We start from the raw sequence: 12,755 nt of genomic DNA, 5'->3' as shown, positions 1-12,755 counted from the left end.
CTTGCCTTTGTAGTGACAGACTTTCGGGATAAGTCGATTGATTTGAAAAGTCAATTTACCAAGTATTTTTTCATCTATTTGAGTCTAATCGCCTTTTGTCTTTGTTTTTTCTTTTTGTTTTTGGTCATAATAGGAATAAGGTTGTATGGAATTGTAGAAATATTGTCGAAAACCATCATTTAAGTCTTATCGACACCCCAAATATCATCTGTTATAATGATAGCGGTTACATTAGGAATATTCACATAATTCGAAATAAAAGGAGGGGGGAACTATGGAGTCGCTTCATTTGTATCTCAATAATTACTTATTTGTAACCGCCTTTTTAGTGATTGGAATATTACTTCCAGTTGTCGCGTTAACGTTTGGACGATTTCTTCGCCCGCATCATCCGTACGAAGAAAAAAATAAAACGTATGAAAGTGGGATTGACCCATTTGGAGATTCACGTGTCCAATTTAATGTTCGATATTATATGTTTGCATTACTTTTCGTTATTTTTGATGTGGAAACTGTCTTTTTATATCCGTGGGCAGTCGCTTACGATCAATTAGGCTTATTTGCGTTAATTGAAGTTTCCATTTTCGTTTTAATGTTAATTATTGGACTAATTTATGCGTGGAAAAAGAAGGTGTTGTCATGGAAATGAATTTAGAAAATATTACACCGGAAGAGCAAGAAGAATTGAAACGTAGCATCTTTTTAACAACGCTTGAAGAGTTAAAAGCATGGGCGCGTACCAATTCTTTGTGGCCGATGACGTTTGGTTTAGCTTGTTGTGCCATTGAAATGATGGGTGTTGGAGCTTCGCATTACGACCTTGACCGTTTTGGTTCCTTTTTCAGAACGAGTCCGCGTCAATCAGACGTGATGATTGTTTCAGGTACGGTAACGAAAAAAATGGCTCCTGTGTTACGTCGTTTATACGATCAAATGGCAGAACCGCGTTGGGTAATTGCGATGGGTTCATGCGCAACAGCCGGTGGTCCTTACGTGAAAAGTTATGCAGTCGTAAAAGGGGTGGACCAAATTGTTCCGGTTGATGTGTATATTCCGGGATGCCCACCGAATCCAGCTGCATTAATTTACGGCATTAATAAATTAAAAGAAAAAATTCGGTATGAAGCAAAAACTGGAAAGCAGGTGACCAATCAATGAGTGATGAATTAGATATGGAAAAGTCATCTGGAACACCAGAAGAAGAGATACAAAAGAAAAAAGAAGCAGCAAAAAAGAAAGCAGAAGCTACGTTAAAAGCAAAACAAGAAGCGGCAGCAAAAAAAGAAGAACCAGTGGAAGAACCGTCCTTTAATCAACCGCTTTTAGATCGGTTTGTTGCCATTTTAACAAAAGAAGTGGGAAAAGATGCAATCGAAGAAGCAAGCATTAATCGGTTAGGAAAACATGTACCAACGATTGTTGTAAAAAAGGAACAGTACTACAACGTATGTGAAGTGTTAAAACGACATGAAGATTTACATTTTGAATACGTGTCAGAGCTTCATGGAACAGACTTTATGACGTATATGGAAGTATATGTGTATTTGTTTTCGTTTAAACATCGCCATGCGATTGCGGTAAAAGTAAAAACGGACCGAGAACAACCTGAAGTGGATTCGATTACACCGATTTATCCAGGCGCCAACTGGCCAGAACGGGAAGTGTATGACTTATTAGGTATTACGTTTCGTCGTCATCCTGATTTACGCCGGATTTTATTATCGGATGACTGGATTGGCTATCCACTTAGAAAAGATTATGAGCCTTACGATGTGGAGGTGTAGCAGGTGATTCGTACAGAGGAAATGTTAATCAATGTCGGGCCACAACATCCGAGTACACATGGTGTATTCCGCATTGTGTTAAAAATTGATGGAGAAACGGTTATAGAAGCAACCCCTGTAATCGGTTACTTACATCGTGGGACAGAAAAGATAGCGGAAAATTTACAATATACACAAATTATTCCATATACAGATCGAATGGATTATTTATCCGCGATGACGAACAACTACGTTATTTGTCATGCAGTGGAGACAATGATGGGGATTGAGGTGCCAGAACGCGCCGACTATTTAAGAGTCATTGCAATGGAACTCGGACGCGTCGCTAGTCACCTCGTGTGGTTTGGAACATATCTCCTGGATATAGGAGCATTGACCCCGTTTTTATATGCATTTCGTGAGCGCGAAATGATATTAAACTTGCTCAATGAGCTATCAGGGGCACGTCTTACATTTAACTATATGAGAGTCGGTGGTGTCAAATGGGATGCTCCGGACGGATGGATTCAAAAGGTAAAAGACTTATTACCTTATTTAAATGAAAAAATTGACAGTTATCACGACCTTGTGACAGGGAATGAAATTTTCTTACGTCGTGTCAAGGGTGTAGGAACCTATTCGAAAGAAGATGCGTTGGCCTATTCGTTAAGTGGTGCAAATTTACGCTGTACAGGTATTGGATTTGACCTTCGAAAAGACGAACCATATTCTGTGTATGATCAATTTGATTTTGATGTGCCGGTAAGAGATAGCGGAGATGCTTGGGGGCGTTATCAAATTCGGATGGAAGAAATGAAACAAGCGCTTCGGATTGTGGAACAAGCAGTTTCAAAGTTCCCAGAAGAAGGTCCTATTTTAGCAAAAGTGCCACGGGTGATCAAAGCGCCAAAAGGAGAAACATATGTCCGCATTGAGTCGCCGCGCGGAGAAATCGGTTGTTATATTTATAGTGAAGGTAAGAAAGAGCCGTATCGCTTAAAATTTAGACGGCCATCATTTTATAACTTACAAATACTACCGAAACTTTTAGTAGGTGAAAATATTGCCAACTTAATTACAATTTTAGGTGGCGTCGATATCGTGTTAGGGGAGGTAGACGGATAATGGTGCATGACTTATTAACCTCTCCACCGAGCCTAGCTCATTTTGGTATTTTCCTTTTGTTAGGTGTCGTCTTTTTGATGGTCGTTTTAGGATTTGTTATGTATGGAATTTTAGCAGAACGGAAAGTGCTCGGATATATCCAAGCACGTGTCGGTCCAAACCACTTAGGTGGGCGGTTTGGTCTATTGCAAACAGTTGCTGATGTTTTGAAGCTTTTACTAAAAGAAGATGTGATGCCAAAAGCAGTCGATAAACCGTTGTTTATTATCGCGCCAGTAATCGCTTTTACGCCGTCTTTTATGGTATTAGCAACGATTCCATTTTCAAAAGAATTACAATTTGCTGACCTTGGCGTCGGAATCCTTTATTACATTGCCGTAAGCGGGATTACGACCGTTGGAGTTGTGACAGCAGGTTGGGCATCAAATAACAAATTTGCGTTATTAGGTGGAATGCGTTCCGTTGCACAAATGATTTCGTATGAAATTCCACTCGTAATGAGTGTAATCGGGGTTATTTTAATGACGGGTTCTTTAAGCTTAGTCGATATCGTCGAAGCGCAAGAATCATGGGCATATTTTATCTTAAACCCAATTGGCTTTATTATTTTCTTAATTTCCGCAACGGCTGAGTTAAACCGTACACCGTTTGACTTACCAGAAGCAGAGTCAGAATTAATTGCCGGGTATCATATTGAATATTCAGGTTTCCGCTTTGCGTTTTTTATGTTATCAGAATATGTGTATTTATTCGCGATGAGTGCGTTAACAACGGTATTATTTTTAGGCGGATGGAATCCAATTCCTGGTCTTGACTTTATTCCAGGTCCGATTTGGTTCGTAGTAAAAATGAGTCTGATGGTCTTTTTGATGATTTGGTTCCGCGGTACATTCCCGCGTGTTCGGGTCGACCAGCTAATGGAATTTGCATGGAAAGTATTGCTTCCGGTTGCGTTACTTAATATTTTCTTAACCGCTATTATCAAGACGGTTTGGATGTAAAAAAGAGGTGAAAAAACATGCGTGGAATATTCAAAGGCTTGAAATACACAATCAAAGAATTTTCGCAAAAAAGTGTCACCTATGACTATCCAAACGAGGGGCTGCAACTACCGGATCGGTTTCGCGGGATTCAAAAGTTCCATCCGGAAAAATGTATCGTTTGTAACCAATGCGCCAATATTTGTCCAACCGATTGCATTAAATTATCGGGAAAAAAACACCCCGATCCAGAGAAAAAAGGAAAAGTAATCGATACGTATACGATTAACTTTGAAATTTGTATTTTATGCGATCTTTGTACGGAAGTATGCCCGACCGAAGCGATTGTGATGACGAACAATTTCGAACTTGCAGAATATAGTCGGGATGAGTTATATAAAGATTTAGAGTGGTTAAATGCAAATGATAAAAACATCAGAAAGGAGAACAAGGCATGAGTGGAGAAATGATTGCATTTTTAATCTTAGCCTTTCTTGCAATTAGTGGTGGCGTCTTACTATTAATGTTTGAAAACGTCATGTACATGCTCCTTTCGCTTATTTTAACCTTTTTAAGTATTGCGGGGCTTTATGTATTGTTATCCGCGGAATTTATTGCGTTTGTGCAAGTACTTATTTATTCTGGTGCGATTGCGATTATTATGATTTTCGGCATTATGTTAACGAAACATCGTGACAAGCAACAATCAGTCACAAATAAACCGCGAGCATTTTTGGTGTTACTTGGGGTTATCGGCTTTTTTACTGTCGTTTGGTTTGCGATTGGAGACATTTCCTTTACTGAACAAGCGACAACGCTCCATGAAAATAATACTGGCGAAATCGGTAAATTGCTATTTTCTCATTACGTGATTCCATTTGAGTTAACATCGGTTGTGTTACTTGTTGCTTTAATCGGTGCCATCGTGTTAGCGAAAAAAGAGGACGAACCGGAGAAAAAGGAGGCCGAGCAACATGAGTAATGTGCCCGTAGAAGGTTATTTAGTGTTAGCGCTTATTTTATTTTGTATCGGACTGTTTGGAGCGTTAACGAAACGAAATATTGTCATCGTCTTAATTTCGATTGAACTGATGTTAAATGCGGTAAATATTAACTTAGTAGCATTTAGCAAGTACGGAACGAACCCTGGGATGACGGGGCAAGTGTTTGCGTTATTTACGATTGCCATTGCAGCTGCTGAGGCCGCACTTGGGTTAGCGATTTTGTTTGCACTTTATCGGAACCGTTCCACAGTGAAAATCGATGAAATCGATACGTTAAAGCGATGATAGAAAGGGATTGTGATAATCATGATGGAATATGCATGGCTTATACCACTATTACCGTTTCTGTCGTTTATGATCCTTCTCTTATTCGGTCGTTATTTGAAAGAAAATAGTGCTGTCGTTGGGAGTTTGTTTTTACTCGGATCGCTTGTGATGAGTATTGTCGTTCTTTTTGAACGATTTACCGCTCCTACATACAAAGCAGAAGGCACTTGGTTGACGATCGGGGATACGGTGATTACGATGGGATTTGAAGTGAATCAATTAAATGCTTTAATGCTTTTCATTGTATCACTCGTTAGTTTTTTAGTACACGTTTACTCGAAAGGATATATGCACGGGGATGATCGGTTTCCTGTTTTTTATAGTTACTTAGGACTGTTTTCCTTTTCGATGTTAGCCCTTGTATTATCTCCAAACTTATTACAGCTTTATATTTTTTGGGAGTTGGTAGGGGTATCATCTTTTTTACTGATCGGTTTTTATTATTATACCGAATCAGCGAAGCAAGCGGCAAAGAAAGCGTTTATCGTTACACGCATCGGAGACGTAGGATTGTTTGCCGGGATGATTTTACTGTTTTGGCAAGTTGGTAGTTTTGAATACGATCAAATTTTCCAAGCAGTAGGTGCAGGAGACATTTCTGCTTCGATGATTACACTTATTGCGATTTTAATTTTTATTGGTGCGGTCGGGAAATCAGGTCAATTCCCGCTTCATACGTGGCTTCCAGATGCGATGGAAGGTCCGACGCCAGTATCTGCTTTAATCCACGCAGCGACGATGGTTGCGGCGGGGGTATATCTAGTGGCAGCGGTGTATCCTGTTTTCTTAGCAAGTGAAACAGCGTTAACTGTAGTAGCTGTAACCGGTGGATTTACTGCCATTTTTGCGGCATCAATCGGGTTAGTGCAAAAAGATATTAAACGGGTGTTAGCATATTCAACTGTTTCGCAACTCGGTTACATGATGCTTGCGTTAGGAGCAACTGGGTACGTTGCTGGGGTGTTCCATTTAACGACACATGCCTTTTTTAAAGCGTTATTGTTCTTAGCAGCAGGTAGTGTCATTCATGCGGTGCGTACGCAAAACATTGACGAAATGGGCGGTTTATGGAAAAAGTTAAAAGTAACCGGTCCACTCTTTTTAATCGGAACGTTAGCGATTTCTGGATTCCCGTTACTATCAGGGTTTTTTAGTAAAGATGAAATCATTATGGCAACGTATGCGGACGGTCGTTACGGCTTATTTACATTAGCTGTGCTTGCGGCATTCTTTACAGCATTTTATATGTTCCGCCTTTTCTTTATGGTATTTTCCGGGGAAAGTCGTGGCAACCAAGTAGACGTAAAAGAATCGCCAAGCGTCATGACGATCCCGATGATGGTGCTTGCAGTACTTGCGATTTTTGCAGGATATATTAATACACCATGGTTCGGAACATTTTTAGCAGATTGGTTACGAGAAGGAACACCATACGTACAAGAAACAGCGCACGGTCCAGCATGGATTGTCGTTGTAACGGTAGCAGTGTCTTTATTCGGAATTTTTTTAGCGTATCTCATGTATGCGAAAAAATCGTTATCGAAAGACACATTTGCACATGCTGTTCCAGGGCTTTACCGTCTTTTATTCAACAAATATTATATCGATGAATTATATGATGCGGTTGTCGTACGTTCTGTGCGCGCATGTAGCCGATTTTTACAATATGTCGATGAAATCGTGGTCGAAGGTGCTGTTCAAGCAACGGCTGGGATAACACGAGGTATCGGAAATGTTGGGTCGCGATTACAAAATGGTCAAGTACAAACGTATGGTGCAGTTGCCTTTATCGGTTTTGCCGTGATGGTCGTCGTTATCGCTATGACGGGGGGGTATTTTAAATGATGGATGCATTACTTTCCTGGATTATTTTCTCCCCGCTACTTGGGGTCATCGTTTTATTGTTTGTACCAAAAACGAATGATACGTTAGCGAAAACAATCGGAATCGTCGGTACTATTCCACCGCTTGCGCTCGTTCTGTATGCGTGGACGCAATTTGACTTTCAATCGTTACAGCCACAATTTGCGGAAACAGTGAAATGGATTACGTTTGGCACTGGGGATTTAACTGGTACAACATATACGTTATCGTATGAACTTGGTGTATCTAGTTTACAAATGCTGTTATTAGTATTAACCGCGATTGTTGCAACAGTAGCAGCCATTGCTTCGATTCATGTCAAAAAACAATTGCGGATGTACTTTTCCTTGTTTTTATTGTTAGAACTAGGGATGCTCGGCGTATTTGCGAGTGACAATCTCTTTTTATTCTTTATTTTCTTTGAAATTACGTTAGTGCCAATGTTCTTTTTAATCGGAAAATGGGGCGAATTAGAGCGCGAACGAGCAGCGTTTAGTTTCGTTATTTATAACGGGCTCGGTTCAGCCGTCTTGTTACTTGCATTCCTTACGCTATATGTGAAAACGGGAACGGCAAACATGACAGAATTACAAACGATTTTCCAACTTCCAGACGAAAGCATGACGATATCTGCCGCATTTCGAACAGGAATGTTTCTTGCGCTACTGATTGCTTTTGGCGTAAAATTACCGATTTTCCCATTGCATACGTGGATGCTAAAAGTGCATAGCCAAGCAAGCCCTGCAGTCGTAATGATTCACTCCGGTATTTTACTAAAAATCGGGGCGTATGGGTTAATTCGTTTTAACGTTGGCATGTTTGGGGAAGAGTTTTCACGATTTGCACTTCTGATTGCGATTTTAGGATTAATCAACTTACTGTACGGTGCTTTGATTGCGTTTATTCAAACAGATTTACGGTTAGTGATGGCGTATTCGAGTATTTCGCATATGGGAATTGTGCTACTCGGTCTTGCTAGCTTACAAACAGCAGGGGTTCAAGGGGCTATTTTCCAAGTCATTTCACACGGATTTATTTCCGCGTTGCTGTTTTTCCTAATTAGTATTTTATTAGAACGAACTGGCACCACATCGATTCCGCATCTCGGTGGATTAGCAAAATCGATGCCGATCTTTTCGGGGTTTTTACTTACAGCAGCCATGGCTTCTCTCGGGTTACCGGGAATGAGTGGATTCATTAGTGAGTTGCAAGCCTTTATCGGTGTATTTAAAGCAATGCCGGCGATTGGATACATCGGAATTATTGGGATCATTTTAACAGCGGTCTACTTATTGCAAGCAACCCTTGCGGTGACGTTTGGAAAAGTGCGTGACACATGGAAAGACGCACAAGATATGAAAGGATGGGAGTACATTCCTGTTCTCGTATTGTTAGCGTTTATTGTCTTTATCGGTATTTATCCAAATGTGTTAGCCCAACCGCTAGAAACGGTTCTTGAAACGATTCTTTTAGGAATAGGGGGGTAACGGATTATGAATCTTGATACGCTACTTAGTTATAATTGGGGAGCGATGGCCCCAGAATTCATTATTTTAGGAGTTGCTACCCTTCTTTCGCTCATCGACTTATTTATGAAAAAAGAAACGAATCGTAGCATACTCGCTTATCTAGGAATCGTCGGAATCATCGTTGCACTCTTTTTCCTTGTTCAAGAAATCGGTCAAGACCCTGTATCCATTTTGTTTGATACGTTTGTCGTCGATGGATTTGCCGTTTTATTTAAAATGATTTTCCTTGTTGGGGCGCTTTTTGTTTTACTACTTGCAGTGAATATAAACAGTTCAGTCGTAACAAAAGCATACCACGGTGAATTTTATTATTTAATGTTAGCTGCTTTACTTGGCGCGATGTTCGTTGCGTCTAGTGCAGATGTAATCACAATGTATATCGGGCTTGAGTTATTATCGCTTTCTAGTTATGTGTTAGCGGGAATGAACAAGCAGAGCATCAAATCAAATGAAGCTGCATTAAAATACGTAATTAACGGCGGAATTGCGAGTGCGATTTTATTATTTGGAATTAGTTATTTATTCGGTGTTACCGGACAAACCAATCTGTATAGCATCGCACAAATGATGCAAACAGATGTCGCAATTAATCATTCGTTTTTGTTACTCATTGCATTTTTTATGATTTTTGTTGGGATTACGTTTAAAATTGCCACGGTACCGTTTCATATGTGGGCACCAGACGTGTACGAAGGTGCACCAACACCAGTAACGGCATTTTTAAGTGTCGTATCGAAGGCAGCAGGATTCGCCTTACTATTACGGATTTTCTTTACCGTGTTCATTTTTATCCCAAAAGGAATCGATCAAAATGGCTACATAGAAGCGCTATTACCTTCTGTTCAATGGCTGTTACTTATTGTAGCCGCATTAACGATGATTATCGGTAATACCGTAGCATTGAAACAAAAAAATATGAAACGGTTATTTGCGTATTCGTCGATTGCGCATGCCGGTTATTTACTCGTTCCACTTCTTAGCTTTACAAGTGGGGCACCAAATGAATTTGCAGTTAGTAGCATTTGGTTTTATTTAGTCGGGTACGCATTGATGAACCTTGGTGCGTTTGCGATTATTCATTACGTGACAATGAAAGAAAAAGATGAACAAATCGACAGCTTTAAAGGGTTAAGTAAAAAATCTCCATTTTTCGCATTTTTAATGGCTATTTTCTTATTGTCCTTAGCGGGAATCCCTGGGACAGTCGGGTTTATGGGGAAAGTGTGGATTTTAATCGGTGCGCTCACAACAGAGCAATATATTATCGCTTCTGTTATGATGGCAACTACCGTTATTTCTTATTTCTACTACTTTAAAGTGTTTGTTGCGATGTACTTCCGACCAGCCACAACGAATACAACGTATTCCACCCCAGTAACGATTGGAATAGTTGCGGTTTTATGTGCGATTGGTACAATATTATTAGGTATTATCCCGCAACAAGCGTTAGATATTTTTCAATCAGCATTTAACTTGGAAAATTTCTTTTTCTTCCTATAATATAGAAAACAGAAGTATGGCAAGAAACTGAACAAAGAAGGATGCCGTTTGGTGTCCTTTTCTTTTGTTCGGAAAGGGTGAAGGGAATGGATGTAGCATTTGGAGTCGACGCGATTGTAAGCATGGTGGTGCATTTGATCATGCTAATCATCACATTTTGGGCATTGCAAACCGTTCGCTGGGAAGTTTTCTTTCAACAGCCCAAAGGAACTAAGGCAAAAGTCTTAATTGTGCTACTTACGGTAGTAATTTCATCGATAGTTGCGAATTTTTTATTGGATTACTTTGTCTGGTCAAACCGTCTGCAATATTTATTTTTTATTTAATGTAGGCGCCCTACGCTTTTTGTCTAATCCAGTTCCGCGGGGCTACCGACTGCCGTAATAAGTCACCCGATTCCAGAGGCAAAGAGACGCCTCTTCCATCGCGCGCCTTATTACTCTGTCGGTGAACGAGCCCCTCTGCGCTTTTTGTCTAAAAAGTGCGAGTTGTTCTGTGGTTAAAATGGCGTTTCTCCTCCTACACTAGTAGCAGGAGGGGAAGAAGTTGGGAAAGACAATGATGCTACTTTTTATTTGGGTTTTGTTTCTTGGACAAGGCGCTTACATGCAGTCGGAAGTTGTCCGACCACTTTTTACGTTTCAAAAACTATTTTTGCGTGAAGATATAGTTGGAGAACAACTTTCACTTCGTGTAAAAGGAACGTGGACGTTTCAATCAAAGGAAGCATTACACCAAACATATAATCGATGGCAACAAGCGTTTGACTATTTGCCACTAACGACGGAGAAAAGAGGAAATGTCGTACATACAATGGCACAAGTAGAGAAAGGAGCAACGAAAGAAATCGCTCATTTGTACTGGGTTGAAAAAAACGGCAAATTTCAGATGGTTGTTTGGTATGAACAATCTGGACAAGTAACAGGTTCAAAAGATGTCCACCTGCTTTATTTTTCATTTTTAGATCAATACCGAAAATTTTCTGACCCTATGTTAAAAAATGTTCATTTCTATACTTGTATAAATGGTCATCTCGGTGATAAAATGAATGTTGCTGTGAAAGAAAAAGTTTCTTCTTTTTTACATACATTGCATGCGACTTCAGTGGAAGAAATGAATGAAGAAACGTTTATTTCAACATCTGCATATATTAAATACTGGAAGGCGTTCATCCTCGTTAGAGAGCGAAAAATGAACGTACAATTATCAATGAAATTACAAAAAAACGATCAAATACATGTCACAATCGGGACACCAATCATTACAACAGAATATTAAAAAGAGATAACTAACATGGACGTGGAGGGGAAGAGGTTGGAAAAGATTATCGTCCGTGGCGGGAGGCGCTTAAATGGGACTGTAAGAGTAGAAGGTGCAAAAAATGCCGTTTTGCCCGTTCTTGCTGCATCAATCTTAGCAAGTAGAGAAAAAAGCACCATTTTAAATGTTCCTGCCCTAGCTGATGTATATACTATTAACGAAGTACTTCGTAATTTAAACGTAAATGTGGAATTTGACGGCGAAAAAGTAGTCGTAGATGCGACGAAACCACTAGCAACAGAAGCACCATTTGAATACGTTGGGAAAATGAGAGCATCTGTCTTAGTAATGGGGCCTATTTTGGCACGCATGGGTGTTGCTCGTATTGCATTACCGGGTGGCTGTGCCATCGGAAGCAGACCGATTGACCAACATTTAAAAGGATTCGAAGCGATGGGAGCAGAAACAACCATCGAGAATGGCTTTATTGAAGCAAAAGTAAAAGGTCGCTTAAAAGGAGCGAAAGTATATTTAGATTTTCCGAGCGTAGGTGCAACGGAAAACATTATGACTGCTGCCGTGTTAGCAGACGGTGTGACGACGATTGAAAACGCTGCAAGAGAGCCAGAAATTGATTGTTTAGCAAACTATTTAAATGCGATGGGTGCACACGTCCATGGTGCTGGTTCGAGTACGATTACAATCAAAGGAGTTCGTGAGCTTCACGGTGCTGTACATGAAGTGATTCATGACCGAATTGAAGCGGGAACGTTCTTAGTGGCAGGTGCCCTAACAGGTGGAAATGTCTTAGTAGAAGGCGTAAAAGCGGATTCTTTACGCCCTGTTATTGCGAAATTAGAAGAAATGGGTGTGAAGATTTTAGAAGAACCAAATGGTTTACGTGTCGTTGGTCCAGAGACATTATTACCGGTTGATATTAAAACAATGCCGCATCCAGGTTTTCCAACGGATATGCAAGCGCAAATGATGGCGTTATTTTTAAAAGCAAACGGAACGTCGATGATTACGGAAACGGTATTTGAAAATCGTTACATGCACGTAGAAGAATTTCGTCGGATGAACGGGAACGTGAAAATTGAAGGACGTACGGCAATTGTGACAGGACCAAACGAATTGCAAGGAGCAGAAGTGCAAGCAACGGATTTACGTGCTGGTGCTGCGCTTGTGTTAGCTGGTTTAGTCGCAGAAGGCCATACTCGTATTACTAGATTGCACCATATCGACCGCGGTTATGTAAACTTTGCAGAAAAATTAGCACAATTAGGTGCCGATATTGAACGTATTGAGGAAGAAGATACAAAGGAAGTAGTAGAAGCAAGTGAAACACACGTATAAAGTGAAAAACTAGGAGCACACTCCTAGTTTTTTTTGTTCTTAAATCTG

14 protein-coding genes are annotated in these 12,755 nt (G+C 40.2%); all 14 read left to right on the top strand.

Going from position 1 to position 12,755, the window contains the following annotated elements; translation table 11 throughout:
• Positions 1 to 274 precede the first annotated feature (274 nt).
• Positions 275 to 649: an NADH-quinone oxidoreductase subunit A gene (locus BN1372_RS12625; protein ID WP_062200022.1), complete on the top strand. Its 375-nt coding sequence runs from the start codon at positions 275 to 277 to the stop codon at positions 647 to 649.
• A complete protein-coding gene (locus BN1372_RS12620) occupies positions 640 to 1,158 on the top strand; it encodes a NuoB/complex I 20 kDa subunit family protein (protein WP_062200017.1) in 519 nt (172 codons plus the stop codon). The genes BN1372_RS12625 and BN1372_RS12620 overlap by 10 nt, the downstream gene beginning before the upstream one ends.
• Positions 1,155 to 1,784, top strand: coding sequence for an NADH-quinone oxidoreductase subunit C (locus BN1372_RS12615; RefSeq protein ID WP_062200015.1), 630 nt, complete (start codon positions 1,155 to 1,157; stop codon positions 1,782 to 1,784). Before BN1372_RS12620 ends, BN1372_RS12615 begins: the two co-directional genes overlap by 4 nt.
• 3 nt (positions 1,785 to 1,787) lie before the next feature.
• The gene (locus tag BN1372_RS12610; protein WP_062200014.1) at positions 1,788 to 2,888 is read left to right on the top strand and encodes an NADH-quinone oxidoreductase subunit D; all 1,101 of its coding nucleotides are present in this window, start codon (positions 1,788 to 1,790) and stop codon (positions 2,886 to 2,888) included.
• A complete protein-coding gene (gene nuoH / locus BN1372_RS12605; protein WP_062200012.1) occupies positions 2,888 to 3,889 on the top strand; it encodes an NADH-quinone oxidoreductase subunit NuoH in 1,002 nt (333 codons plus the stop codon). The genes BN1372_RS12610 and nuoH overlap by 1 nt, the downstream gene beginning before the upstream one ends.
• 17 nt (positions 3,890 to 3,906) lie before the next feature.
• Positions 3,907 to 4,326, top strand: coding sequence for an NADH-quinone oxidoreductase subunit NuoI (gene nuoI, locus BN1372_RS12600; RefSeq protein WP_062200010.1), 420 nt, complete (start codon positions 3,907 to 3,909; stop codon positions 4,324 to 4,326).
• On the top strand, positions 4,323 to 4,850 hold the full coding sequence (locus tag BN1372_RS12595; RefSeq protein ID WP_062200008.1) for an NADH-quinone oxidoreductase subunit J: 528 nt from the start codon (positions 4,323 to 4,325) through the stop codon (positions 4,848 to 4,850). The genes nuoI and BN1372_RS12595 overlap by 4 nt, the downstream gene beginning before the upstream one ends.
• Positions 4,843 to 5,157 carry an NADH-quinone oxidoreductase subunit NuoK gene (gene nuoK, locus BN1372_RS12590; RefSeq protein ID WP_062200006.1) on the top strand — a complete coding sequence of 105 codons (315 nt, stop codon included), beginning with the start codon at positions 4,843 to 4,845 and terminating at the stop codon, positions 5,155 to 5,157. Before BN1372_RS12595 ends, nuoK begins: the two co-directional genes overlap by 8 nt.
• 21 nt (positions 5,158 to 5,178) lie before the next feature.
• Positions 5,179 to 7,044: an NADH-quinone oxidoreductase subunit L gene (gene nuoL, locus BN1372_RS12585; protein ID WP_062200004.1), complete on the top strand. Its 1,866-nt coding sequence runs from the start codon at positions 5,179 to 5,181 to the stop codon at positions 7,042 to 7,044.
• Positions 7,041 to 8,549 carry an NADH-quinone oxidoreductase subunit M gene (locus BN1372_RS12580; RefSeq protein WP_187118413.1) on the top strand — a complete coding sequence of 503 codons (1,509 nt, stop codon included), beginning with the start codon at positions 7,041 to 7,043 and terminating at the stop codon, positions 8,547 to 8,549. Before nuoL ends, BN1372_RS12580 begins: the two co-directional genes overlap by 4 nt.
• Positions 8,550 to 8,555: 6 nt before the next feature.
• Positions 8,556 to 10,091: an NADH-quinone oxidoreductase subunit NuoN gene (nuoN, locus tag BN1372_RS12575; protein ID WP_062200002.1), complete on the top strand. Its 1,536-nt coding sequence runs from the start codon at positions 8,556 to 8,558 to the stop codon at positions 10,089 to 10,091.
• Between the two features lie 86 nt (positions 10,092 to 10,177).
• Positions 10,178 to 10,417 carry a DUF1146 family protein gene (locus BN1372_RS12570; RefSeq protein ID WP_062200000.1) on the top strand — a complete coding sequence of 80 codons (240 nt, stop codon included), beginning with the start codon at positions 10,178 to 10,180 and terminating at the stop codon, positions 10,415 to 10,417.
• A gap of 220 nt (positions 10,418 to 10,637) precedes the next feature.
• Positions 10,638 to 11,369: a YwmB family TATA-box binding protein gene (locus BN1372_RS12565; protein ID WP_062199998.1), complete on the top strand. Its 732-nt coding sequence runs from the start codon at positions 10,638 to 10,640 to the stop codon at positions 11,367 to 11,369.
• A 36-nt stretch (positions 11,370 to 11,405) separates the two neighbouring features.
• On the top strand, positions 11,406 to 12,707 hold the full coding sequence (gene murA, locus BN1372_RS12560; RefSeq protein WP_062199996.1) for a UDP-N-acetylglucosamine 1-carboxyvinyltransferase: 1,302 nt from the start codon (positions 11,406 to 11,408) through the stop codon (positions 12,705 to 12,707).
• Positions 12,708 to 12,755: the final 48 nt, after the last annotated feature.

It is taken from the genome of Massilibacterium senegalense (assembly GCF_001375675.1).
In the GTDB taxonomy this organism is placed as follows: domain Bacteria; phylum Bacillota; class Bacilli; order Bacillales; family Massilibacteriaceae; genus Massilibacterium; species Massilibacterium senegalense.
The sequence above is the reverse complement of the archived record's forward strand: the minus strand, read 5'-3'. Positions and strand labels throughout refer to the sequence as shown.

Coding starts and splice junctions, on each gene's coding strand:
- BN1372_RS12620 (WP_062200017.1), top strand. CDS start 640: ATGGAAATGAATTTAGAAAATATTACACCGGAAGAGCAAGAAGAATTG.
- BN1372_RS12595 (WP_062200008.1), top strand. CDS start 4,323: ATGAGTGGAGAAATGATTGCATTTTTAATCTTAGCCTTTCTTGCAATT.
- nuoI (WP_062200010.1), top strand. CDS start 3,907: ATGCGTGGAATATTCAAAGGCTTGAAATACACAATCAAAGAATTTTCG.
- nuoN (WP_062200002.1), top strand. CDS start 8,556: ATGAATCTTGATACGCTACTTAGTTATAATTGGGGAGCGATGGCCCCA.
- BN1372_RS12625 (WP_062200022.1), top strand. CDS start 275: ATGGAGTCGCTTCATTTGTATCTCAATAATTACTTATTTGTAACCGCC.
- nuoH (WP_062200012.1), top strand. CDS start 2,888: ATGGTGCATGACTTATTAACCTCTCCACCGAGCCTAGCTCATTTTGGT.
- BN1372_RS12570 (WP_062200000.1), top strand. CDS start 10,178: ATGGATGTAGCATTTGGAGTCGACGCGATTGTAAGCATGGTGGTGCAT.
- BN1372_RS12580 (WP_187118413.1), top strand. CDS start 7,041: ATGATGGATGCATTACTTTCCTGGATTATTTTCTCCCCGCTACTTGGG.
- BN1372_RS12615 (WP_062200015.1), top strand. CDS start 1,155: ATGAGTGATGAATTAGATATGGAAAAGTCATCTGGAACACCAGAAGAA.
- nuoL (WP_062200004.1), top strand. CDS start 5,179: ATGATGGAATATGCATGGCTTATACCACTATTACCGTTTCTGTCGTTT.
- nuoK (WP_062200006.1), top strand. CDS start 4,843: ATGAGTAATGTGCCCGTAGAAGGTTATTTAGTGTTAGCGCTTATTTTA.